The sequence below is a fragment of the Chryseobacterium camelliae genome, from assembly GCF_002770595.1.
Taxonomy (GTDB): domain Bacteria; phylum Bacteroidota; class Bacteroidia; order Flavobacteriales; family Weeksellaceae; genus Chryseobacterium; species Chryseobacterium camelliae.
The window spans coordinates 1,897,403-1,921,865 of record NZ_CP022986.1 but is presented as its reverse complement, the minus strand read 5'-3'; the positions used below and the strand labels follow the sequence as shown (position 1 = coordinate 1,921,865).

At 42.0% G+C, this 24,463-nt stretch carries 22 protein-coding genes; 3 read left to right on the top strand and 19 right to left on the bottom strand.

All coding sequences use genetic code 11. From position 1 onward, the window contains the following. The first annotated feature begins 51 nt into the window (after nucleotides 1-51). Complete coding sequence (gene ribB / locus CGB83_RS08735; RefSeq protein WP_100075449.1) at nucleotides 52-1,173, top strand: 3,4-dihydroxy-2-butanone-4-phosphate synthase; 1,122 nt, start codon at nucleotides 52-54, stop codon at nucleotides 1,171-1,173. A gap of 189 nt (nucleotides 1,174-1,362) precedes the next feature. Here the strand turns inward: ribB and fmt are convergent, their stop codons facing one another. From fmt to folK, 5 genes are all read right to left on the bottom strand, one after another. Continuing rightward, nucleotides 1,363-2,310 (bottom strand): methionyl-tRNA formyltransferase, encoded by a 948-nt coding sequence (gene fmt, locus CGB83_RS08730; protein ID WP_100075448.1) that lies wholly within the window; start codon nucleotides 2,308-2,310, stop codon nucleotides 1,363-1,365. A gap of 134 nt (nucleotides 2,311-2,444) precedes the next feature. Then, a complete protein-coding gene (locus tag CGB83_RS08725; RefSeq protein ID WP_100075447.1) occupies nucleotides 2,445-4,346 on the bottom strand; it encodes a RecQ family ATP-dependent DNA helicase in 1,902 nt (633 codons plus the stop codon). Nucleotides 4,347-4,421: 75 nt separating this feature from the next. Then, complete coding sequence (locus CGB83_RS08720; RefSeq protein WP_100075446.1) at nucleotides 4,422-5,870, bottom strand: OmpA family protein; 1,449 nt, start codon at nucleotides 5,868-5,870, stop codon at nucleotides 4,422-4,424. Between the two features lie 118 nt (nucleotides 5,871-5,988). Beyond that, a complete protein-coding gene (locus tag CGB83_RS08715) occupies nucleotides 5,989-7,098 on the bottom strand; it encodes an outer membrane beta-barrel protein (RefSeq protein ID WP_100075445.1) in 1,110 nt (369 codons plus the stop codon). A gap of 17 nt (nucleotides 7,099-7,115) precedes the next feature. Next, nucleotides 7,116-7,532, bottom strand: a complete 417-nt coding sequence (gene folK / locus CGB83_RS08710) for a 2-amino-4-hydroxy-6-hydroxymethyldihydropteridine diphosphokinase (RefSeq protein ID WP_100075444.1) — start codon at nucleotides 7,530-7,532, stop codon at nucleotides 7,116-7,118. A gap of 21 nt (nucleotides 7,533-7,553) precedes the next feature. On the opposite strand from folK, the gene sppA reads away from it, so the two are divergent. Next, nucleotides 7,554-9,308 (top strand): signal peptide peptidase SppA, encoded by a 1,755-nt coding sequence (sppA, locus tag CGB83_RS08705; RefSeq protein ID WP_100075443.1) that lies wholly within the window; start codon nucleotides 7,554-7,556, stop codon nucleotides 9,306-9,308. Between the two features lie 72 nt (nucleotides 9,309-9,380). On the opposite strand, the gene CGB83_RS08700 is transcribed toward sppA, so the two are convergent. The 6 genes from CGB83_RS08700 to lnt all read right to left on the bottom strand — a co-directional run bounded on the left by CGB83_RS08700 (nucleotide 9,381) and on the right by lnt (nucleotide 13,399). Further along, nucleotides 9,381-9,641, bottom strand: coding sequence for a GlsB/YeaQ/YmgE family stress response membrane protein (locus tag CGB83_RS08700; protein ID WP_100075442.1), 261 nt, complete (start codon nucleotides 9,639-9,641; stop codon nucleotides 9,381-9,383). Nucleotides 9,642-9,702: 61 nt separating this feature from the next. Then, on the bottom strand, nucleotides 9,703-10,656 hold the full coding sequence (gene ftsY, locus CGB83_RS08695) for a signal recognition particle-docking protein FtsY (protein WP_100075441.1): 954 nt from the start codon (nucleotides 10,654-10,656) through the stop codon (nucleotides 9,703-9,705). Nucleotides 10,657-10,757: 101 nt separating this feature from the next. Further along, complete coding sequence (locus CGB83_RS08690) at nucleotides 10,758-10,910, bottom strand: DUF4295 domain-containing protein (RefSeq protein ID WP_002976755.1); 153 nt, start codon at nucleotides 10,908-10,910, stop codon at nucleotides 10,758-10,760. A gap of 19 nt (nucleotides 10,911-10,929) precedes the next feature. Continuing rightward, the gene (rpmG, locus tag CGB83_RS08685; protein ID WP_034683820.1) at nucleotides 10,930-11,112 is read right to left on the bottom strand and encodes a 50S ribosomal protein L33; all 183 of its coding nucleotides are present in this window, start codon (nucleotides 11,110-11,112) and stop codon (nucleotides 10,930-10,932) included. Nucleotides 11,113-11,115: 3 nt separating this feature from the next. Then, nucleotides 11,116-11,358 carry a 50S ribosomal protein L28 gene (rpmB, locus tag CGB83_RS08680; RefSeq protein ID WP_002976757.1) on the bottom strand — a complete coding sequence of 81 codons (243 nt, stop codon included), beginning with the start codon at nucleotides 11,356-11,358 and terminating at the stop codon, nucleotides 11,116-11,118. A gap of 409 nt (nucleotides 11,359-11,767) precedes the next feature. After that, nucleotides 11,768-13,399 (bottom strand): apolipoprotein N-acyltransferase, encoded by a 1,632-nt coding sequence (gene lnt, locus CGB83_RS08675; RefSeq protein WP_100075440.1) that lies wholly within the window; start codon nucleotides 13,397-13,399, stop codon nucleotides 11,768-11,770. A 56-nt stretch (nucleotides 13,400-13,455) separates the two neighbouring features. On the opposite strand from lnt, the gene CGB83_RS08670 reads away from it, so the two are divergent. Next, nucleotides 13,456-13,887, top strand: a complete 432-nt coding sequence (locus tag CGB83_RS08670) for a VanZ family protein (RefSeq protein WP_100075439.1) — start codon at nucleotides 13,456-13,458, stop codon at nucleotides 13,885-13,887. A 31-nt stretch (nucleotides 13,888-13,918) separates the two neighbouring features. On the opposite strand, the gene CGB83_RS08665 is transcribed toward CGB83_RS08670, so the two are convergent. The 8 genes from CGB83_RS08665 to CGB83_RS08630 all read right to left on the bottom strand — a co-directional run bounded on the left by CGB83_RS08665 (nucleotide 13,919) and on the right by CGB83_RS08630 (nucleotide 24,445). Beyond that, nucleotides 13,919-15,067, bottom strand: a complete 1,149-nt coding sequence (locus CGB83_RS08665; protein WP_100075438.1) for a cytochrome-c peroxidase — start codon at nucleotides 15,065-15,067, stop codon at nucleotides 13,919-13,921. Nucleotides 15,068-15,070: 3 nt separating this feature from the next. Further along, nucleotides 15,071-16,588 (bottom strand): DUF6850 family outer membrane beta-barrel protein, encoded by a 1,518-nt coding sequence (locus CGB83_RS08660; protein WP_100075437.1) that lies wholly within the window; start codon nucleotides 16,586-16,588, stop codon nucleotides 15,071-15,073. Nucleotides 16,589-16,617: 29 nt separating this feature from the next. Continuing rightward, nucleotides 16,618-17,844, bottom strand: coding sequence for a DUF4876 domain-containing protein (locus tag CGB83_RS08655; RefSeq protein ID WP_100075436.1), 1,227 nt, complete (start codon nucleotides 17,842-17,844; stop codon nucleotides 16,618-16,620). A 21-nt stretch (nucleotides 17,845-17,865) separates the two neighbouring features. Further along, nucleotides 17,866-20,625 carry a TonB-dependent receptor gene (locus CGB83_RS08650; protein ID WP_100075435.1) on the bottom strand — a complete coding sequence of 920 codons (2,760 nt, stop codon included), beginning with the start codon at nucleotides 20,623-20,625 and terminating at the stop codon, nucleotides 17,866-17,868. A 212-nt stretch (nucleotides 20,626-20,837) separates the two neighbouring features. Further along, nucleotides 20,838-21,548, bottom strand: a complete 711-nt coding sequence (locus CGB83_RS08645) for a pyrroline-5-carboxylate reductase family protein (RefSeq protein WP_228420142.1) — start codon at nucleotides 21,546-21,548, stop codon at nucleotides 20,838-20,840. 178 nt (nucleotides 21,549-21,726) lie between these two features. Beyond that, the gene (gene murB / locus CGB83_RS08640) at nucleotides 21,727-22,740 is read right to left on the bottom strand and encodes a UDP-N-acetylmuramate dehydrogenase (RefSeq protein ID WP_100075434.1); all 1,014 of its coding nucleotides are present in this window, start codon (nucleotides 22,738-22,740) and stop codon (nucleotides 21,727-21,729) included. 3 nt (nucleotides 22,741-22,743) lie between these two features. Then, on the bottom strand, nucleotides 22,744-23,223 hold the full coding sequence (locus CGB83_RS08635) for a hypothetical protein (RefSeq protein WP_100075433.1): 480 nt from the start codon (nucleotides 23,221-23,223) through the stop codon (nucleotides 22,744-22,746). 13 nt (nucleotides 23,224-23,236) lie between these two features. Continuing rightward, a complete protein-coding gene (locus tag CGB83_RS08630) occupies nucleotides 23,237-24,445 on the bottom strand; it encodes a pyridoxal phosphate-dependent aminotransferase (RefSeq protein ID WP_100075432.1) in 1,209 nt (402 codons plus the stop codon). Nucleotides 24,446-24,463: the final 18 nt, after the last annotated feature.

Genomic DNA, 24,463 nt, shown 5'->3' with positions numbered 1-24,463 from the left:
ATTGGGAGATGCCTTTTTTTATAAGTATCTTTGCGAAAATTAAAAGTAAAAATGTCAGATATCAAATTAAATACGATTCCGGAGGCTATAGAAGATCTTAAAAACGGTAAAATAATCATTGTAGTAGATGATGAAGACAGGGAAAATGAAGGTGACTTCCTTTGTGCTGCCGAACTCACTACTCCAGAGTTGATCAATTTTATGGCTGTTCACGGAAGAGGGCTGATCTGTATGCCACTACCGGAGAAAAGATGTGACGAGCTTGGGCTTGATGTCATGGTAAGCCGCAGCAGTGACCCGAAGGAGACTGCCTTCACTGTTTCTGTAGACCTTCTGGGTAATGGAACATCTACAGGGATTTCTGCCGGTGACAGGGCTAAAACCATTTTGGCGCTGATGGATGAAAAATCCAAGCCGACCGATTTCATGCGTCCGGGTCATATCTTCCCGCTCAGGGCAAGAAAAGGCGGCGTCCTGAAAAGAGCCGGGCATACGGAAGCTGCTATCGACCTTACCTGTCTTGCCGGATTGAAAGAAGGCGGTGTCATCTGTGAGATCATGAATGAAGACGGAAGCATGTCCAGGCTGCCGGATCTCTATGCTTTTGCCCAGAAACACAATATGAAAATCGTCTCTATTGAAGACCTGATCCATTATCAGCTTAAGAAAGGCAACCTGATTGAAAGAATTGAAGAGAGAAAAGTGAATACGGCTTACGGAGAGTATGATTTCTTCGCATTCAGGGAAACCTCCAATGATCAGATCCATTTTGCCCTTACAAAAGGAACATGGACTGTTGATGAACCGGTATTGGTACGCGTTCAGTCTTCTGATTCTTATTTTGATGTTTTGACAAGGCTGAATAACGGAGAAAAGCCTTTGCTTGAAAAAGTAACAGGTATGGTTAATGAAGCAGGAAAGGGAGCCATTATTTTCATCAATAACGTTTCCAATTCAGAAAATACACTGAGGAAATTACAGCAGTTCCTGAACTATCAGGACGGGCAGGTTCAGCATCCTACTCTGGCTTATAATTACAGGGATTATGGCATTGGGACACAGATTCTGAAAAATCTTGGGATCAATAAATTCAAGGTCATTACCCAAAATCCGAATATCAAGCCTCAGGTAGGGGGATACGATGTGGAAGTAACTGAAATGGTACAGCTTTAATGGTGCATAGTGAATTGTCAATTTGCTCCGTTTATCAATTGGCTTAAAATTAAAATATGGCTTTTAAAGCAACATTTGTATGTACGGAATATTAATTCTAACGGTGTTACAGTTTAATTTTTAAAACTGACCAATCACTTACAAAGCAAATTTCTTATTGATAACATATAACAATGGCTTGAGAATTTCTCAAGCCATTGTTATATGTTCAAAGCTTCTGAATCCGTTCAGGAAATCTTTTACTCCCATTCTTTTCTTTCCCTCAAGCTGAAGTTCCTGCGGATAATAGATGCCATCCTGTGTATAAATACTTAATCCGTTTTTTGAAATATCCAGGGTACCGGCTTTTTTACCATGATCTGCAAGTTCATATTTTCCGCTGAACATTTTAAGCCCCTTCTCCTCATCGCCGATTTTCAACGTCGTAAATGCAGCAGGATAAGGTGACATACCCAGAATAAACTGGTGGACTGTTCCGGATGGGGCATCCCATTGGATTTTGGTGTCTTCCTTGAAGATCTTATAGGCATTTTTCGGATGTTCAACCTGTGGCTGAGGTCTTTCCTGAATGCTGTCATCTGCCAGTCCGTCCAGAGTCTTAACCACCAGCTTGGCTCCCATTTCCATAAGCCTGTCATGAAGGCTGCCTGCGTTTTCATCAGGTAAAATATCAAGTTCTTCCTGTAACAGGATGTTTCCCTCGTCAATTTTCTCGTTGATAAAGAAGGTGGTTGCCCCTGTCTTTTGCTCTCCGTTGATCACTGCATAATTGATCGGGGCAGCTCCTCTGTAATCAGGAAGTAGTGAGGCATGGAGGTTAAAAGTACCCATTGTCGGCATTTCAAAAAGCACTTTAGGCATCATTCTGAATGCTACCACAACAAAAACATCGGCATTAAGTTTTCTGAGCTCTTCCAGGAATTCCGGGTTTCTCAGTTTCTCAGGCTGAAAAACAGGAATGTTATGTTCCACAGCAAATATTTTCACAGGTGACTGATTGACCTTCTGGCCGCGCCCACTCGCTTTATCTGCTACAGTGACTACGCCTACTACCTCATGACGGGATTGATGAATGGCTTCCAGAGAAGTTTTAGCAAACTCCGGAGTACCCAGGAAAACTACTTTTAATGATTTCATGGTGCAAAGATAAGATTTTCAGTGGTGAGTTGTAAATTATGAGTTCTGGGTTATAAATAATAAAATTTATGATTCAAACAGTAAGGTTTAAATAGGTGAAAGAAAGAGAAAGATCAATTCCATTATTAATTTTATCAGGCTATTGTGTAGGTTCTGAAATTCAGCATTTTGATTTTACCTGAGTCAAGCAGGAAAATCAGGTTTTCCAGAATGTTTTCTTTCGGATGAAAGTTCAGCCTGATTGAAAGTTCTTCTATAGTACAGGGTTGCTTTGAAAGAATATTGACAATCTGAGCACCAATGTTTTTACCAAACACCGATTGCTTGTTTTTTTGACACACTGAGCACCGTCCACAGCTTTTTGTGTCTTTTTCTCCAAAATAGGCCAGAATCAGTTTCATCTTACAATGCTTTTTGTTTCCCAGGTAAAATTTCACCTCTTCCCATTTCTGGACCTTGTTTTTCTGGATGTGCTGGAAAAGATTCCAGTATATACCTTTTACAGCCCTGTCGTCACGCGCTTTAAGGAATTTTATACTGGATAAAGCGCCGTCCACATATTCCAGATAATTTTTTTGCTGGAGTTCCTTCAGCCGATCTTTAATCAGTGGGATTCCCACTCCGATCTTATTGCTGACCTGCTGTTCACTGAACAATACTTTATGGGTAGTAATTCCGGATACCGTGCGGAGCATCAGTTCGACAAAATAGGCATCTTTTCTGGGCAACAATTCAATTTCCTCCGGTTTTATAAGTAGTTGCAGTGAAGAAAGGCTTTTGTGATCATTATGATAAATCAACTCCTGGTTATGCAGGAAATTCAGTACATTTTTGATCTTTGCCGAAGAAAGCCGGGTGAAATTCTGAATACCTCTGATATTCAGCTGGAAAGATTTTTCCGGTAATTCATATTCTGCCACCTGGAAGATAGAGTAGAGGTAGGTAACAATCCGGATAAATTCATCTTTTCCCGGTATCTGATTTTTAAGGATCTGATCAAAGTTAGATAGTTCCTGTTCATTCCATAACAGGAAGGCAAAACTGTTTTTCCCGTCCCTTCCGGACCTCCCGATTTCCTGGTAATAATTTTCAATAGAGGGCGAAGGAGAGTAATGGATCACAAAACGTACGTTATCTTTGTCGATCCCCATTCCGAAAGCGTTGGTTGAGATCAGGACATTCCGGTTGCTGGTATTCCATTCACTCTGCTTGCTGTTTTTTTCTTTTGCGGTAAGACCGGCATGAAAAAAATCAACATGGGTCATCTGGTTTTTGTGAAGGAATTCTGTCAGCAGTTCTGCTTCTTTTCTGGTTCGTACATAGATAATTCCGGATTCCTGAGTATATTTCAGAATGTCAAAAATCCTCTGGAACTTGTCTGAAACTTCTTCAGTGAAAATCTTTATATTTTCCCGCCTGAAACTTTTCTGGAATATCTTCGGGTTTTTAAGTTCCAGCTTGATCTTAATTTCTTCTAAAACTTTCGGGGTCGCTGTGGCCGTTAGTGCAATACAGGGAATATCCGGATTGTTTTTCCTGAAGTTTTTAATATTCTGATAACTTGGTCTGAAATCCTGCCCCCATTCTGAAATACAGTGGGCTTCGTCTACGGCAATGAATGAAAGGTCTATTATGTCTATATTCTGCAAAAACTGAGTATTGGTCAATCTTTCCGGTGAAACATACAGCAGTTTGGTTAGGCCTTCCTTGCAACGGTTATAAATGGCTTCAGCATCATATTCATCCAGTTCCGAAGATAGGTATTCCGCTTCTATGCCACGGGATTTGAGCTGGCTTACCTGATCTTTCATCAGCGCAAGCAGTGGTGAAACGACAAGGCATGTACCTTCTTTCAATAATGCAGGCAACTGATAACAAAGTGATTTTCCGGCTCCTGTGGGGAGAAGAACCAGCGTATCTTGTTCATTGATGATTGAATCTATGATTTCTTCCTGTGAATCCCTAAAGCCATCATGGCCCCAAAAATACTTCAGGGTTTCGGATTTTAATTTTTGAAAATCTTGCTGGGAAATCATAGGGTAAAAATAAGGAAAGTATCACAACAAAAAAAGCCACGCGGGGCGTGGCTTCAATTTATTAACAAATTTAAATTATTTTGCTTCGAAATAAACTCTTCTATTAGCTCTGTTTTTCCATTCAGGACATTTAGTAGCTGGGTCGCACTCAGGATATTTAAGGTCTTTTTTACCTCTACCTATAGCGTTAAGTTTAGTAGATTCAACTCCGTTCTTGATTAGATAATCTTTTACGTTGCTGGCTCTTCTTTCAGAAAGTTTTTGGTTGTAAGCTTGTGAAGCTCTTGTATCAGTAGCTCCGATTACATTGTATGCTCCAGCTGAAGAATTGATGTAGTTTACAGCGTTATTCAGGATTGGAGTATTTGAAGGTAAGATTCTGTCTGAGTTCAGATCAAATTCAATTCCTTCAAGTTTTGTCTCAGTTTCAACAACAGGACCGTTGTTGGCAGCTGTAGTAGGGCATCCGTTGTTTTCAACAGGTCCCGGAACTGTTACACACTTATCGTAAAGGTCGATTACACCATCTAAGTCGGTATCTAATGCTACACCAGCACCGTCAACTCTTGCTCCTGCAGGAGTATCAAGCTGTCTGTCCCAATCGTCGCATACTCCGTCATTATCAGCATCTCCTTTCTTACAAACTTCAATATCCTGGTTTTTATTAGCCAAAACGTCAAGTTTGTAATAGATTTCCTGTAATGGGTCATGCCACATCAGGTGAGATTCATGCTTCCCTAGCTTTAATGAAAGCCCTAAAGTAGCATTAAAGAAGTTATCTGAAGTATTCTCTGAACGGCTGTTAACATTGTTATAACCACCACCATCAAAATTATCATCCCCGGTTACCACATACATTAGTCTACCTTCGATATCTAATCTTCTGTTTACTTTAAACTTAAGACCAGCACCTGCCTGACCAAATAAAGAATTAAATTTAAAAGGTTTTACTTCTGTAGCCAGTCTCTGACCTGTGATGTCTTTTTGATAAGCTCTATAAGCGAGTGTTCCAATACCAGCATACCCGTGTAGTGCCCATCTGTATGGAGAATGATTATCAACTCTCCTTAAAAGGTTAGAGAAGTTTACATCTCCCAAGATAGAGATCGCATCATACTGTGTCCTACCTGCAACCTGTTGAAAAGCAGGAAGGTTAGTTGGTACAGGATCTTTTGTATAGAACCATCCCTGTCTTGTTTCCCCTCTGTCATACTGTAACTTCAAACCAAAAGCATGAGTAATGGCTTTGTCGATACTAACATATGCGGAATATCCGAAAAGAGTTTTACCATCACCATTTTTGAAAGATGTTAAATCAGCACTTTGCATCATTGGTACACCTGCACCAAAGGAAATTGCCCAGTCATTAAATCTTTTAGATTCATTAGTAAATGGCGAAACGTTGGCAGAACCAGATGTAAAAGTATTAGGGTACTGTCCATTTGAAACTGCTGTTGAGTCTTGCGCGAAGCTTGCTGTTGGTACAGCCATTGCCAATGCAACAATCGCTAAACTTAATTTCATAGTGTATTTTTTTATTTAGTTAATTATTTTATTATTTGATCCTAGTAATAGTAAAATTCAATCTCAATTTTACATGCTCTGTTACTTACAATAACCGGGCCAAATACTGAAATAAGAATTATTTATTCGTAGGACATCCGTTATTTTCTACAGGACCGGGTACAGTAACACACTTATCATATAAGTCTATTACTCCGTCAAGATCCATGTCCAAAGCTACTCCTGCACCATCCACCCGTGCTCCGGCAGGTGTGTTAAGCTCTCTGTCCCAGTCATCGCAAACACCGTCATTATCATTATCTCCTTTTTCGCAAACCACAAGATCAGTGGATTTTTCATCCAGAACCTGAGCTCTGTAATACGCTTCCTGCAAAGGATCATGCCAAGCAAGATGTGTATCATGTTTACCAAGTTTGAATGAAAGACCAAGATTCACTGTCCACATATTGTCAGATCTGCTTGATTTAATCATATTGTATTTTGAAACTTTTGAATTGACATCATAATCAGCCGGGCCAGCCCATCCGCCGCCGTCAAACTCATCATCCCCACTCATGATATACATGGTCCTGGCTTCAATATCTATAAGTTTGGAAACATTATATTTAAGACCGAAACCGAATTGGAAGAACGTAGAGTTAAAATCAAAATCCTGATTGATGAATAACGGAATTCTCGGAGGATTTGTGCTCCATCTGAATTCATTATTATCATGCAGAGAAGTCTTGTAGCTCATAAGACCTACACCCCCATACCCGTGGAAAGCCCATCTGTAAGGAGAGTGATTATCAACTCTTCTTAAAAGGTTGGAAAAATTAATATCTCCAAGCAATACCAATTGGTTGTATTTTGTATTTGCTTCTGCTATACCGGCCAGTTGACCCGGTATACCGCCTAACTGAGCTCTCTGGTTCGTTTCCCCTCTCTGGTACGCAAGACTTAACCCGAAGGTGTGGGTAATCTGTTTGTCAATACTTGCATAAGCATTATAGCCCCAGTTGATTTTCTTGTCATAAAATGAAACAAGATCTGCATGAGCCATAAAGGCTGCACCACCACCGATGGATATAGACCAGTCATTGAATTTTCTGGCACTGTTGGTAAATGGTTGAACGTTGGCGGAGCCGGACGAAAAAGTATTAGGGTATTCAGTGGAATGTACTGCAATACTGTCCTGAGCATAAGCAGCTATTGGCAGGACCGCCAAAATTAATAAACCTAATTTCATACAATATGTTTTATGTGTTAGATAAATGCTTTTAATAATATCCTGGAAAAATCTCTTTCATAAAGGTTTTTCTGATGAGGGATCTCAAGCCTTTCTGATGAAAATTTCAACTCGTTGAACTTAACGATATCAATGTCAATAATCCTGTCGCTATACGCTCCGGATGCTCTTGAATCCGTTGTTCTGCCCATCTCCGATTCAATACTTTTAACAAAATCAAGCAGTTGAATTGGCGAATGGCTGGTAGATATTACTACTGCAATATTACAAAAAATATTAGAACTAGCAAATTCTACAGGTTCAGATGTCAGGAATTCACTTATATTTAATATTTCATTTTCCCCTTCTCTGATTTTATCGAGAGCGGTATTTAAATTTTTTTTTTGGTCTCCCAGGTTACTTCCCAGTAACAAAATGACCTTATGCTGCGACATATCGGAAAATGATTGATATTTATGAAAAGCTTCTTTAAGAATGTGCTGGCAAATATAGTGGCAATTGTCCTATTATGTGTCGTGTTTTTTTTCTTTTTTATTATTATACTGGTGGTCGGATCAACGAGTGGCGACAAATCAGTGACAGTAAAGAAGAACTCTATACTTACCATTAATCTTAAAACCAATATTATCGATAGTCCTACGGAAGAGCGTACCGGGCTATTCAACGTTGATAAAAAAAATCAGAATATTCTGATCTACGAAGCGCTCGAAGCCATTGATAAAGCGAAAGCAGATGATAATATCAAAGGAATCAGTATTGAAGTAGACAATCTGAATGCGGGTATTACACAGATTGATGACCTAAGAAGTGCTATCGAGGACTTCAAAAAAAGTGGGAAATTTGTCTATGCTTATGGAAATACGGTATCGCAGGCATCCTATTATTTAGGTTCTGTTGCCGATAAGTATTACCTGAATCCTGCCGGGATGATCGAGTTGAAAGGATTGGCTACAGAAGTAGCTTTCTTTAAGGATTTCGCTGATAAATACGGTATCGGAATAGAGGTTATCCGTCACGGAAAATTCAAATCTGCCGTTGAGCCGTTTTTAAGAAATGATATCTCGCCAGAAAACAGGGAGCAGCTAAGTACACTGTTGAATGACATCTGGAAAAATACTTCTTCAAAAATAGCCGTTTCAAGAAAGATGGATACAACGCAGTTCAGAACAGTAGTGGATAGCCTGTATGGAATGATCCCGGAACTGAGCCTCAAGTACAAACTGGCAGATCAGCTGATCCAGAAAGGGGAGTATGACCAGATGATCAAAACCAAGCTTAATCTGAAAGAGGATGATAAGCTGAATAAAATTTCTTTAGCGAAATATATTAACTCCTATTCTGATGACGAGAAATCCGGTGATAAGGTGGCCGTACTCTATGCTGCAGGCTCAATCAACAGCGGTGATGAATATAATGAAATCTACTCTGAGAAATACATTGAGTACATTAAGGATCTTCAGGAGAATGATAAAGTGAAAGCTGTCGTTTTCAGGATCAACTCTCCGGGTGGGAGTGCCAATGCCTCTGATGAAATCCTTTTCCAGCTCCAGCAACTGAAAAAGAAGAAGCCGCTTATTGTTTCCTTTGGAGATTATGCAGCTTCCGGCGGATATTACATAGCGATGGCAGCAGATAAGATTTATTCGGAACCTAATACGCTCACTGGTTCCATTGGTGTTTTTGGTGTTATTCCTTATTTTAAAGAGCTGGCCAATAAAAACGGGGTACGTTCTGATATTGTGTCGACCAATGCCAATTCACAGTATTTTTCGACTTTAAATGGCGTAACTCCTTATGGGGTCAATATGATTACCCGAAGCGTGGAAGGGACTTATAAAAGATTCGTTCATTTCGTGACCCAAAACAGGAAACAGACTTTTGAGCAGATTGATCAGGTAGGCGGCGGAAGAGTATGGAGCGGAGTACGGGCCAAACAGATCGGCCTGGTAGATGAGCTGGGTACCCTGAAAGATGCTGTACGTTTTGCTGCACAGAAGGCAGGCCTTAAATCTTACAATGTAACGTCTTATCCTAAAAAGATGAGCACCTTTGAACAGATTTTCCAGGACCTGAATAAAGAGGATATTGAAGCAAGGGTTATCAAGAGCAAGATAGGAAAAGCCAATTATGAAATCCTGCAGCAGATTACTGAAGAGAAACTGCAATCTGAAATCAAGATGCAGATGCCTTATCAGATTAAAATCAACTAAACTAAATTATATTGTAAACAAAGCCCCGGATCTGAAATCAGATCCGGGGCTTTAATTTTTTATTTTTTCATTCTAACTCCTCCGTGTAGCCATTCCGTAAATCCAGAGGACAATCAGCGCACCTCCTATGGCCAGGATCCAGCTTCTTGGGTTCCAGAAACTTTCCACATCACCCCAGTGAAGTACATAAACTCCGATGGCTCCTCCTACGAATGCTCCAACGATTCCCAGAATAATGGTCAAAAGCCATCCGCCTCCCTGGTTGCCCGGCATAATCATTTTAGCAATTGCACCTGCAATAAGGCCGAATAAAATCCATGTTAAAAATCCCATAATCGTAAATTTTTTTAATTGTTAATATTTGAATTGGTTGTTGATCAAGAAGAAGATTGTATTATCTTTTCTTGAAAAATGAGTCAACAAATTCTATACCATTAAACAATTGCAGGTCCTGCATCTTCTCGCCTACACCTATGTATTTTACCGGGATCTGGAACTGGTCGGAAATGCCTATTACTACGCCTCCTTTGGCGGTTCCGTCTAGTTTGGTTACCGCCAGTGCGTTCACTTCTGTAGCGGCGGTAAACTGTTTGGCCTGCTCAAAAGCATTCTGTCCGGTAGAGCCGTCAAGCACCAGAAGGATTTCATGGGGAGCATCAGGAATAACTTTCTGCATCACCCGTTTGATCTTGGAAAGCTCGTTCATCAGGTTGACTTTATTATGGAGTCTTCCGGCGGTGTCGATGATGACTACATCAGCATCCTGTGCAACCGCACTCTGTACCGTGTCAAAAGCAACAGAGGCTGGATCTGACCCCATCTCCTGTTTGACGATCGGTACGCCCACTCTCTGGCTCCAGATCACCAATTGGTCCACTGCTGCTGCTCTGAAGGTATCGGCAGCGCCCAGAACAACCTTTTTTCCTTCTGTCGTAAACTGGTGGGCCAGCTTTCCGATGGTGGTGGTTTTACCAACGCCGTTTACCCCAACAACCATGATGACGTAGGGTTTTTTTGAAGTATCGATATTTCCGGTTCCTGCATGAGGATTTTCAAGGAGAAGCCCTGAAATTTCTTCACGAAGGATCTTATCAAGCTCACTAACGCTTACATATTTGTCTCTGGCAACACGTTCTTCTATTCTCTGGATAATTTTGATGGTAGTGGATGCGCCTACATCGGATGCAATAAGGATCTCCTCCAGGTTGTCCAGGACTTCATCGTCTACCTTGCTTTTACCAACTACCGCTTTAGTCATTTTTTCAAAGAAACCCTGGCTGGATTTTTCAAGGCCTTTGTCTAAAGTTTCTTTTTCTTCTTTCTTAAAAATGTTTTTAAACCAACTCATATCCGAATTCTGATTTTATAAGATGTCGTGTTGTCTTAACAAAGATAACAAAAAAACTACCCAAAAGATGAGTAGTTTTTATATTGTAAATAAAGCAGGGATTATTTCTTCAAATAACCGTCTACTTCGTCTGCATTCATTACTTTTTCTTCGAAAACGTAAGCTCCGGATTTGGAAGACTTCACCATTTTCACCACTTTGGTCATCTTCTTAGATTGACCGCTCTGTAGGGTTGCTACTACTTTTTTTGCCATGGTAAATTATATTTATAAATTACTTGATTTCTTTGTGAAGCGTATATTTCTTAAGAACCGGATTGTACTTTTTAAGCTCTAATCTCTCTGTAGTGTTCTTTTTATTTTTTGTAGAAATGTATCTTGACATTCCTGCCATTCCGCTCTCTTTGTGCTCTGTACATTCAAGGATTACTTGAACTCTATTTCCTTTTTTTGCCATGATTTAGTTCTTTTTAATCAATCCGTTTCTAGTAGCTCTTTCAATAGCTTCCTCGATTCCAATTTTGTTAATCACTCTCAATCCATGAGCTGATACTTTCAGTGTTACGTGCTTATCTTGCTCCGGAAGGTAAAATTTCTTCTCTAATAAGTTAATTTCAAAACGACGCTTCGTTTTGTTATTAGCGTGAGAAACGTTGTTACCAACCATTGCACGCTTTCCTGTTATTTGGCAAATTCTTGACATATCTCGATGTTCTTATTTGTACTATAATATTTGAGAGTGCAAAATTACGAAGTTTTTTTCAGTTAGACAAGTTTTGAATATTTTTTTCTGATAATTATTATACAGATTTACAGTGTATTTTTTTCAAAAATACCTTATGATGCCCGTCACAATAGACCAGGTGACAAATATCGGTCTTAAGTTGATCAGTAATATTTTATTTGATATTATCTTTATTTTAATCAATCTAAACAAAAACAAAATAAAAAAATCATCTGTCCATTCTTTTTTGTTCCTGTGATCTTTCAGTCTCAGACTTTTTCGGGTAAATGGTTAGAGTTTTGATTTTTAAACTCAATTAAACTGAGAAAACCAGCGCAATGGCTGGTTTTTCTTTATATTAAAATATTGATTGCAAAATTGTTTTAGTTTATTTCATGAACTTTTTCTGAAACCGCTTGATCAGATAATAAAAAAGTAAAAAGCCTAAAGCAAAAATACCCAGCCTTGAAAGAAAATCTCCGGACCTTACGTAAAAGGTTTCTCCTTCGTATAGGTTTACCTTAGCAAACAGAGCCGTCTGGTCGCCGTAAAAAGTATCGGCAGTAACGTCTCCTTTGGCATTGATATGGGCGGATATCCCACTGTTAGCAGCCCTAGCAATTTCCCTTCTGGTTTCAATGGCTCTTAACCTTGCATACGATAAAAGCTGTTTGTGGCCTTCCGTAACGCCCCACCATGAATCATTGGTCATGATAGCCAGGAAATTGGCTCCTTTTTTTACATAATCTCCCACAAATTCACCATAGATGCTTTCATAGCAGATGATCGGAGCCAGTTTGCCTTTATTGTAAGGATTTGAAAAAGCAACCCGTTCTTTATCGGTGCCCAGTGAAGCGACAGTTCCGCCGAGGTTAAGCATGGCATCGCCTAATAACGGCTTCAGGACATTCATATACGGGAAAATCTCAACGCCCGGAACCAGCTTACCTTTATGGTAAACCTCTACTTTCCGGCCCGGGATTACCTGGACAGCGGAATTGTAACTTTCCACCCAAAGCCTCGGATTCAGCTGATACGCATCTTTTGGAAGCAAGTCTGTATTCGAATAAAAGCGGTGGGAAGAAATTCCTGTTGCGAATACGGAACCGGGGTGCTTCACAAGAAAGTCTTTAAGATTATTCAGCATCAGGCTTTTGTCAAATGCCGTTTCTGAAATGGAACCTCTGCCGGGAATAGCGGTTTCCGGGGCAATGTAATAATCTATTTTCCCGGTAGAATTCTTTTCGGCCAGATTCAAAAGGTCATTTTCTATGGTCAGGCTGTCTTTGGAATATTTTTCCGCGTACGGATCAAGATCGGGTTGGAGCATCAGTACGTTCACCTGTCCCACGGGCTTCTGATCAAATGTATTGTATCTGATAACGGAAATAATCATAGGTACTGCAATTAAGGCTGTCACTATAAGGGTATTGGTGATCAGTCCTTTTCTTTTTCTTCCGGCTTCCCATATCCTCACCGTATAAAAAGTCATGATATTCACAATCAGGATCCAGAAACTTCCGCCTGTAGCTCCAAGGGTGTCATACCACTGGATAAGTTTCGGATATTCTGAAAATGCATTGCCGAGGTTCAGCCAAGGCCAGGTAAGTTCCCAGCTGAGGTGGAACTTTTCAAAGCTCATCCAGATAGCCACGAAAAAAGCCAGGCCCCAATAAGTCCCCTGGGCATTTTTATACCAGTGGTAGCACTGGAAAACCAATGCGTATAAGAAGGAATTAACAAGTACCGGAAACAGGACCGCCATCATTGAATGGCTGCCATCCGGATTTTTAGACCCGTACAGCCATCCTGTAGTTACCACATTCCAGATCACAAAGCACAGATAAGACAGTCCGAAAACTACCCAGCTTTTCCTGTCGTACCCTGAAAATTTGGAAACACCGTGCTCCATCATCAGGAGAGGCACCAGTGCGAAGAATATAAAGAACGGAACTCCATACGTCGGCCATGAGACAGACAGAAGCATTGCCGAAATAAGGGTGAGTAAAACGTATTTCATGAGCTTGATTTAAGATACAAATTTACTATTTTTGAAGCGAATACTCCTGCCCGTTGATGTTAAAGAAATTTTATCAGTTTATTATTTATCCCTATACGTTGTTCCTGTTGTACCTTATGCTTTTCGGCTTCGGAAGGATCGATGCTCGGTATCCTGATCCTGCATTGAGGCTGGAACCCGTTATTTCAACCGTTCAGTTTATGAATTCCGGGCTTCCGAAGGAATATATCGTTAAGATTGTCCTGGGAAATATCATTATGTTTATCCCGTTCGGATTTTTAGGATGGTCTTTTCCCGGGCTCAGGTCGCTTAAAAGCCTTCTATTTACTTTCCTGTCGGCTATTATTATCGTGGAAGCCCTTCAGTATTTTACCCGTCTGGGCATTTTTGAGGTGGATGATATCATCCTCAATACCTTCGGTGTTTTTCTGGGATGGAAAATTTGCCGGTATATCGAAATACATCACAGCCGTTTCGTTACTGAATAATCAGAACAGTTGGTGGTGCCTTAATTAAAAACTATTCTACGGGGATTTCCGGCCTTCTCATTTTGTATCTGGTTCCTGACATGGATTTTAAGAAGGCGGCCAGAGCTTTCTTTTCATCCGGAGTCAGATGGAGTGGTTTGAGAAGAGGATCTGTCACCGGATAAAGAGGATCATTCTTTTTCACTTCCGGAGCAGGGTCGATCTGGTGCATGCCGCTGTTGTAGATATTGATGATCCCTTCAAGCTCATTAAACAGTCCGTTATGCATCCACGGTTGAGTCAGCATAAGATCCCTGAGTTGGGGCGTTTTGAATTTTCCTGCATCTTCAGGGTTTTTAGTGATGTTATAAAGGCCCAGATCTTCATATTTCCTTTTATAATAGGTTAAACCGATGTTGTGGAAAGATTCATCGGTGAGGTATTGCCCGTAATGGCAGTTCATGCAGCGGGCTTTGGTCCTGAAGATATGCATACCGTAGATTTCCTCATCGGGCAGCGCATTGTATTTTCCTTCCAGGAACCTGTCGAAGCGGCTTGGCTGGCTTTTGATGGTCTTCTGGAAATCGGCAATGGCTTTTACAATTCTTTCATAGGTTACTTTCTCACTGCCGTATGCATTTTTGAACAGTGGGGCATAGCCTTTGATCGCCTGGATCTTTGCCGGTAATGTTTTGATATCCATGGCCATTTCGTGATGCGCGCCCAACGGCCCGGCAGCCTGTTCTTCAAGCGATTTTGCCCTGCCGTCCCAGAAAAAGGATTTCCTTTCCGAAACATTAAACAGCGATAAAGTATTCCTGCCTCCCTGTAAATGATCATTGCCCAGGGCAACCCTTCTTTTGTCTGACCAACCAATTTCAGGATCATGGCAGCTGCTGCAGGATATCTGGTTGGATTTTGACAGTTTGGGATCAAAGAACAACATTTTACCCAACAGTATATTCGGCTGATTTTGGGTAGCAAAGTAAGCGGAGTCTGACCGGATGGGCATAAATTCTTTCCATTCCACACCTTTGTCAATGGTAGGTTTTGGCCATCCGGAAATAGCTTTCTTATAGCTGTTTACAATATCCTGCACAGTCGGGTCCTGGATGGATGAAAGATCCCGGCTTACTTTAGGTGCAAAACTCCATAATATGACCAGGAAAAATCCTGAAACCCAATAGATACCTCGCTTCATATGTTAAAATGTTATTCCTAAATGGATGCTGATGAAATGGTTGTTTTTGTGCAGCATCTTTTGGGACTGATACTGGGTGGTGATGAAAAAAGCGGGAAGCTTTTGCGGCTTGACGTCATACCTTAATGATGCCCCGAAGGTGGAAATGCCGCTTGCCTGAAAAGAATAGTCCTGCTGTATCCAGTCATTGATGGCTGCATTGGCGGTGGAAGAGAGAGCCGAGATGGAACGGTGAACCATCCGCTTAATAAAATAAGGGCTAAAGCTCAATACCTGGTTTTCATTCAGTCTTTGCTGTACATCTGCACTGATCCCAAAATAGTTGTATACGAATTTCTGTCCGGATACCGGATATAATCTTCTCTCCTTGATTTCCTGGCGTCTGAAAAAGGGAGTTGCATTCAGGGTAAGATGGTCTTTTGAGTATTGATACATCAACTTTACCGTGGAACTGTAGTCTTCTTTACGGTAGGCTTTCCGCTGGAAAACCTGTTCAGTAAACTGGGTGTTGACAGAGTATCCGAATTCCGTGCCTGTTTTTACGGAAGCCGTATAACCGGCAAAAACCCCAAACCTGTGATGCATATTCAGATCAAAGAATTTAGCTCCCTCAAAAATAAACTGCTCGTTACTGAGTTCCGAAGATTCATAAAAGGGATTACTGATCTGGATATTTTTAGTGTTTTTAGCATTTCCCGCCATGGCATGAAGGTAAAAGTCCTTTCCGCCTTTATTCATAATCTGGACACCAACCTGATATCCCAGTTCTTCAAAAGCCACTGCATTTTTTCCTCCGTTAAAGAAATTATTGGAATATCCCAGACCCACCATCTGATAGACATAAGGGTTTCCGAGGAGGCTTACAAATGATATGGAGCTGTTCTGTGTGTACTTATTGAGCCGGGTAAATACACCGATTTCATATTCCCTGAATGCTTTATAGTTTACCCCAAGGTTTACCCAAAGATCAGACGTGGAATTATTGATCCTCGGGTCTCTGGACCTGTACCCCAGCTGTGCCGTATAGTTAGCTTCAATCCCAAGGGTAAAGCGGTTTATTTTTTCAGAATAGCCTCCCGCAAAGGAATACCGTTCAAGTTTCAGGTCTCCGCCTACGGAATCTGCTAAAACATAAGGAGCAATACGGTCGAAATCAAGGTTTTCATTCCATTTCAGCTTCAGCTGTTTCAGGCTTTCATAGCTGGCTTTACCCCAGACTGCTCTTCTGCTGTTCAGTTTCTGGAATGAACGGGCATAAATTTCCAGGCCCCGTTCTCCTGCACCGAGCTGCTGACGGTAAATATCTTTCTGCTCACTGTGGTATCCGGCCCCGAATTCGGAAAAAGAGGCAACACTGTAATCCGACATTGATGCCGGATTAGAGTACAGCCGGGATTTTAAAGTTCTTTCTGCACTATACTGATTTCGGTACCGGTTGAAAAAATCCAGGCTGTCCTGTGCTTTCAGCAAAGAGCAGGACAGGATGAAAAGTACAACGAAAGAAGTGGTATTACTGAACATAGGAATCGTTTAATGATTTTCAGTCGGAATTAATGGATAATACCGTTTTTGAGACTCGGTTGTGAGTCTTTAACAAAATCCAGGGTAGAGTTGTTGGTATCTTTGTAGATATTTTTACCTTTGGAAGTCTGACCAATTACTTTTCGCCTTACTGATTTCCCGTAACGGGTGGCATCGTTGTTCATGGAGCCTACGGAAGTCCAGCCGGCATCAATGCTCGCTGAAGTAAGCGTCTGTACGAAATCTGTCGGGATGCTGTTGTTTACCCCGTCTATAATCCAGGAATTCGGAATTTTGTAGACACTTTTTGCCACCGTATTTCCTGCGCTGTTCACGAATGTATAATTGTATTTCTGGTTCTGCAGGAATGTATTTTTATCCTCTCCTGCAGGAAAGCGGGCAATCACGTAGCTTTCAAAGCCTCTGTTGTGCAGGAAGAACATATTGTAGGCCATCTGAGAATAGATTACTTCCGCATTCGGTACACTTGGGTTGTCTACCTGTCCCAGCGTAGGATTGTTGGAAGGGAATTCCCAGTCCGCATTCTTCAGGTTGTAAGCTGTTGAGGTATTCTGTGTGTGATTGATTGCATTATCTGCAACTACGATGAAATCTCCAGGTTCCACAAGTTTCGGTGCTGTGCTGGTTAGGATCATCACACCTTTTACAGGAAAATAGGTATTGGCATCATAAGGGGTAGGGTTATCATTCGATGTCGTCAGGAAATTCGACTGGCCAATGATCAGGTTTGCTGCATCCAGCACCTTGTCTGTATTGTTGGTAATTTTAAAATACCTTCCGGAATTGTAGTTCTTGTCATCCGGTGTCCTTACGCCGGTAAAGAATACTTCCTCAATAATAAAATCATTGCCAAACTGTTTTACCAGAAGAGGGATGGTGATGTTGGTAACATTCATCTTGATATCCGTATTGGCAGAAGCTCCTACATTTACCTCTTCTGTATCGGTTTTTACCACAGATCCGTTTACCGTAATCATATAAGATCCGAAAGGAAGCTCAACAGAATGGGCATTGGTGTTTTTAATGGATAGCTGGGTAATCGTTCCGGTATTGATTTCTTTGATAGAAATATCCAGAGTCTGATAGGTGGCAATCTGGTCTCCGGTGAAATTCATGGTCAATACACCTGTCTGAGAAACAGAAGATCCGAAATCATCATCGCTGGAGCAGGAGGATACCGTAAATCCGGTGGCCAGAGCGGCTGCAATACTCAATAATAAAACAGTTTTTTTCATGTGGGTTGTATGTAATTGATATTAAAAATTATAGGTAAGCTCCATTCCGAAATACGGCCTGTTGGCTGCTTTTCTATCTATCCGGAGGTTATTAAAGTAATACGGGGCGCTGTAATTAAAAATCCTGGTGACGAACATCGAGGTTTTAATGTCCCTGTAGATACTTTTGGTCACTTTTAGGTTGGCGGCAAACGTAAAGGTGAGTTCAGTAGGCATATTATCCGTTACCGATACATTCCTTACGAGCCATTGCTTATAGGCGTCGGTTCTGTCTGCGTCAGTAAAAGGATGCAGGATGCCGTCGATCCCATAATAATACATCGGTTCGGCAATACGCTGGTCTTTTCTTCTGTAGTCGAAGAAGCTGCCCTGGAACGACGCGGAAATCGTAAGGTCCATTTTGGGAATGTAGGTATCGACAAAAAGATTGTAGTTCATATTGGAATTGACGTATCCTTCATCGTTCTGATAGATTCCATAGTAAGGATATCCGTCAGGACCTATGGATAATGAAGGGCTTTCGGTCACAGGCATTGAGTTCCTGTACTGTGTTTTAAAGTAGGCTCCGCTCAGGGTAAACCTGGTATTGATGGCTTTGAAACGCGGTGACGTATATCCGAATTCGATACCGTTTTTAATCGTGGTGCTTCCGTTTTCGGTAAGACTGTAGTTTGCATTGGTCTTTTTTTCCACATAAGGCGTATGGGCGAGGTCGGGACCGTTATTCCATTGAGAAAGATCCACCTGTGAAGCGTCATACTGCTTGTACGTATGCAGTACTGTATGGAGCATCTGGCGGAAACCATTCGTCATATCTTCCTTAAAATAAGTAATGAATACATTGTGGTTGCGGTAGGAGAGGTCGAGCCGTATTTCTTTCTTGATGCTTTTGGCAGCGGTCAGTTCCTTATTTTCCAGATTCTGCACATACGTCATGAAATTTACATACCGGTACCGTTCATCGTTATGGTAATAATTGAGCTGGGTGTAATCCCAGAATTTCCTGTTCGGGTACAGCATTAGGAGGGTAGGCTGTTTATAAAACTGTCCGTATCCCAAAGTAATGTCTGCTTTGAGCGGGACATCATGGATCATGATATGCGGAAGGTTATACTGAAGGTTGATCCTTGGTTCCGCAAACACTTTTTTGCTGATGGCATACGAGCGGTCTGTTCCCAGTTGTCTGGAAAATCTAACGCCTGCATATAATGTGAAGATATGGCGGTCAATCGCATAACTCATCCGGTCACCCAGGAAGGCGGCCAAAAGGTTGGAGGCCGGAATATCGTTGAAAGGCCTTGGCCTGGTATTGCTGAAAGCTGCCGAATACGGTGAGTTCATATCGTACACCAGCCCTTTTCCGTTGTTTTTTGAATACCTCCAGTCAAGTCCGGCTTCATACTGATGCCTGATTCCCCAGGTTTTTCTTGTTCCTGTCGTTTGAAAAAGAGCCGTGATATCCAGTGGCTTCCCATCTGTAGAAAAATCACTGATATACCGCAGAGCGGGAAATACGCCGACATTTTCACCCTGTTCGGTAGCCAAAGAAAAGGATCTTGGGCCGGATAGCTGGACAAGTTTGGTCTGGTCAATTTTTTCAACTCCTTGCCTGATAGCGGTATTGAATGTGATTTGATCAAAGAAATACGCTTTGGCCAGAGCGTAGATAAAGTTATTGGTCAGGCTGATCCTCGTCCGGGTTTGCCTATAGCGGTCAATTTCAGGTGCCCCGTTATCGGGATCATTTTTCTTCGAATCGATGTTGGTGGAAAAATCAATACTGGAACGCCATTCCAGGGGATTGGACCACAACATGCCTTTTTTTCTCGATCGGACAGACGCTGTTATCCGTTGATAATTCTCAAAATCGTCTGTCGGGGTGGCTTTAGAATCAAGGAAATCTGCTCCGGCACTGATCTGCCAGTTATTGTTGATGTTGAAGCCTTTTCCCACATAATATTGCTTACTGAAACCGTCTGCTTTAAACCTTGCCTGCAAGGGCGACTGGCCGATCTTGCGTTCAATTTTGATAACCCCTGAAGTCAGGTCTCCATAGGAAGCAGAAGGGATTCCGCGGATGATTTCCACTTTTTCAATGTCATTGGTGGAAATGGTCCGCATATCCACTCCCGTTATTGCCGTTTCACGGTCTCTGGGGCCTTCTGCAAATTGTTTATTGTCGAGGGAAACCTGCATGTCTGCATTGGAATTTAGTACATTTCCGTCTACCATGAACTGTACTCCGAGAGCGGTGGTATTGTAATCTGTGGTAGTTGCGGAAAAACTGCCCCTGTTTTCACGGAGCACCGGACGGTTATTCGCATTCAGGTCAGGCACCTTCGCCAATCCTCCCGGTAAGAGTTCCATCAGGTCCGTAAAGCTTGAAGGCTGCAGATGTTCCATAGCCTTGCGGTCGATCACGGTTTTCGTTGTCAGTCCTTTTCCTTCTTTAGAAAACATCACCACTTCTTCCAGCTTATCCACTGGCTGCAGCTGAATCGTCAGTATGGTGGAAATTTTTAAATCAATATCGGATTCTTTTTCCTGGTAGTTAGGGTGACTGAACTGTAAATGATGTTTTCCAGCTTTTAAATGCACAATAGCACTGCCATTTCGATCCGTAACCAGGGAAGTTTCTGAAGAGCTAACCGTAACATCGGAAAGTTTCTCACCCGATTTACCGGTAATATAAACAGTAAGCTGTAATTTCTCGTTTTGGGCCAATAAGAGCTGAGAGCCGGATAAAAATAGGATTATAGATGTTAAAAACCTGATTGACATTGATTTACTGGATTTTCAGATAAGCAGAGCGCAAATCTAATAATTTAATTCCCTCCGTTTAAATCTTATTTAGAATAAATTAAAATAAATGATAAATATCAGATTTTTACATTCGCTCTCTTAGGAGTACATTTGTTTCCAGTTGAAGATAATGCCGGATTTTATTCAGTGATTCCGCATGTAGGTGTTATTTGTTCCCTTTGATTTCTGAATCAGCCATTCAGTTCTCTGGCGCGTTTCTCCGCATTCAGGATCCCGTTTTTCAGGATGTCTTTCAGGGTGTGCTCATTGAACGTATTCAGGGCAGCTTCGGTGGTTCCGCCTTTTGAAGCAACATCGCTGATGAGTTCTTCCAGGCTCTTGTCGGAATTATTGATCAGATGGTAAGCGCCCAGTAGGGTCTGTTTCACAAAAAGCCTGGACAGGCTCTCCTGGATTCCCATCTCAACCCCGGCTTTGATCATCGCATCGACAATGTAATAAAAGTATGCCGGCCCACTTCCTGAAAGCGCCGTTACACCATCCAGCAGTCCTTCATCTTCCAGGTAAACCGATCTTCCGGTAGAATTCAGTAACCGTTCAATATGCATCAGCTGGCTGAAGGGAATTCCTTCTGCGGCGGTATAGCCTGTAATCCCCATTCCGAGAAAGGTAGGAGCGTTAGGCATGGCCCTTACCACTGTAGGATGGCTCAGTGCTTTCTGTATTTTTTCGATCTTAATTCCAGCCATAATGGATAAAACCATTTGGTGTTCTTTCAGTTTAAACCTGAAGTTTTCAGCAAGGTGAAGAAAGTCCTGAGGCTTAACGGCCAGGATGATAATGTCTGCTTTCAGTTCCTTTAGCTGATCAAACGTTGAAATTTCCGACTTCGGGAATTCTTCGGCTATTTTAGTGAACCTGGCAGGGTTTCTTATGATCAAATGAAGGTTTTCAGGCTCTGTCAGTTCGTATTTCAGGAATGATTTTTAAAAAGACAGGCCCATGTTTCCGGCTCCGAGGATCGTGATTTTCATAACTGTGTTTTTGTTATATGATTGATTTGAATTGAGCTGAACTCCATTAAGTTTAACCCAGTTTAATAAGCAAAGTATCACTGTTTTAAATGATATTTACCTCCCGTTCCAGATCGATCCCGAACTTTTCCCGTACGGAATCAATAATCAGGGTGGAAAAATCAAAAATCTCTTTACCGGTTGCCTGCCCGGTTGCATTAATGATAACGAGGGCCTGTAATGGATGTGAAGCTACATTGCCAATCTGTTTGCCCTTCCATCCGCACTGCTCAATCAGCCACCCGGCAGGAACTTTTACAGCATCTCCGTTAGGATACCCCTGAATATGGGGAAACCGGATCTGCAATTCCTCAAACTGTAGTAACGGAATCGTCGGGTTTTTAAAGAAGCTTCCTGCATTACCTGTTTCTTTCGGGTCCGGCAGTTTGCTCTTGCGTATGTGGACGACGGCCTGAGCCACATCACGGATGGTAGGCTCTGCGATTCCTGCATTGCTAAGCTCGCCACGAATGGCGCCATATTCTGTTTTGATGCTGTGATGCTGAGTTGTTAGCCTGAAGGTTACGCTCAGGATAATGTATTGCCCTTTTCCTTCCTGCTTGAATATCGAATCACGGTAACCGAAGCGGCATTTTTCGAGCTCGAAATCTTCCGTTTCCATGGTGCTGAGGTTCAAAACGCTGCATCGTACGAAAACATCTTTGATCTCTGTTCCGTAGGCTCCGATGTTCTGGATCGGGCAAGTCCCTACATTGCCGGGAATCAGGGCAAGGTTTTCCAGTCCGCCATAATTTTTTTCCAGGCAGTACATCACGAACTCATGCCAGTTTTCCCCTGCCTGTGCAGTCACCAAGATATGGTTAACACCATCCGGCTGTTCAGAAATCCCTTTCAGGTTTAGCCTGATGGCCAGTCCGTCGAAATCCCCGGTCAGCAGGATGTTGCTGCCTCCTCCCAGTAATAGGGTTTTCAGGGCGCGTGAAGAAGAAAAGTTAACGGCTGCCTTCAATTCTTCAGGCGTATGGATTTCAGTGAAATATCGGGCTTCGGCTTCAACACCGAAAGTATTGTACGGCTGTAAGGAAACGTTTTCTTGCATGGTTTAATGATGGTCTTTCGGAAGGATCTTTTCCAGTTGAATTTTAAAATTTTCCAGCTGCCTGTAATGGAGCGTATCGGTGTACGCGTTCACATATACATGGACTTTGTTGCGTGTTTTTACCTGAAATGTTTCGTCGGTACGGTCTACGGATTGCCGGCTCGGTGAGCTCCGGATCTTATTGAGCGCACGGATGTCAATAGGCTTGATGAGCTGTTGCCAGGAGGCTTCGCTGATGGCTATATTGTTCTCCGTATGGCTCTTATCTGTGGTATTGCCTTTTTCCACATGAATGGAGTCCGGGCTTACTTTAATGATGGTATAGGATCCGTGGTTTCCTCCGATGTAAGAAAGGATAATCTGGCTGATTTCGCCGGAAGATGCCGGCCCGGGCTTTTCAGGTTCTTTGCTGCACGAAAAAAAAATCAGCAATACAACGATGGGGAAGAAGAATTTCATCCGTATGGGCTGTATTGCTGACATCTTATATCAAGGATTAAAGGGTAAATTCCGCTTTGTATTTTTCAAGCGCATCCTTTAAAATCTCCACACTTCTTCTTAAATCTTCCTCTTTTAAAACGTAGGCAATCCTTACCTGCTTTTTACCAAGTTCCGGATCACTGTAAAATCCACCCGCAGGAGCCACCATAATGGTGTCGCGGTTTACATTGGTATAACTTTCCAGAAGCCATTGGGCAAATTTTTCCGTATCATCTACCGGAAGTTCAGCCACGCAGTAGAAAGCGCCTTTCGGTTTCGGGCAGATCACACCTGGGATAGCATTGAGTAAATCTACAAGTACGTTTCTTCGGTGGGTATATTCTTCTCTCACGGCTCTGATGTAAGCACCGTCATTCTGGTGGGCGGCTGTCGCTGCAATCTGGCCTAAAAGCACAGGGCTTAACCTGGCCTGTGCAAAAAGCATGGCAGCATCTCGTATTTTTTTGGAACGGGTAATCATACACCCGATCCTTACGCCGCACATGGAATACCGCTTGGATTCAGAATCAATGATGATGCAGTTTTCGCTCAGTTCAGGGAAGGCCAGCATGGAAACCTGTTGTTTGCCGTCATATACATATTCCCTGTACACTTCATCAGAAATTACGACAATGTCATATTTCAAGGCAATTTCTGCCAGTTTCTGAAGCTCTTCGCGTGTATACAGATAACCGGTTGGGTTTCCAGGATTACAGATTACGATGGCTCTTGTCCTTGCGGTGATCTTCTTTTCGAAATCTTCAATCGGAGGCAGGGCAAACCCGGTATCAATGCTTGAAGGCACGGCTACCACATTCACATTGAATGTGCTCGTGAATCCATTATAATTCGCATAATACGGTTCAGGAATAATCACTTCATCACCGTCATCGCATAATGTTGAGATGGCGAAATTCAGCGCCTCGGATCCACCGTTGGTCACGATGAAGTTATCAGGCGTCAGATCCGTAAAACTTAGCGAATGATAGTATTCGGTAAGGGCCTTCCTGTACTCCGTGTTACCTTCGGATAAAGCATATTCCAATACTTTTAAATCAATGTTCTTTAAAGCATTCAAAGCCGTTTCCGGAGTTTCAATATCGGGCTGCCCGATGTTGAGGTGATATACTTTTATTCCTTTTTGCTTGGCCTGTAAAGCGAAGGGAACCAGTTTTCTTACCGGTGAAGGCGGCATGTGCAGTGCTCTGTTTGAAATGTTCGGCATTGTTTAAAAATTTGTATG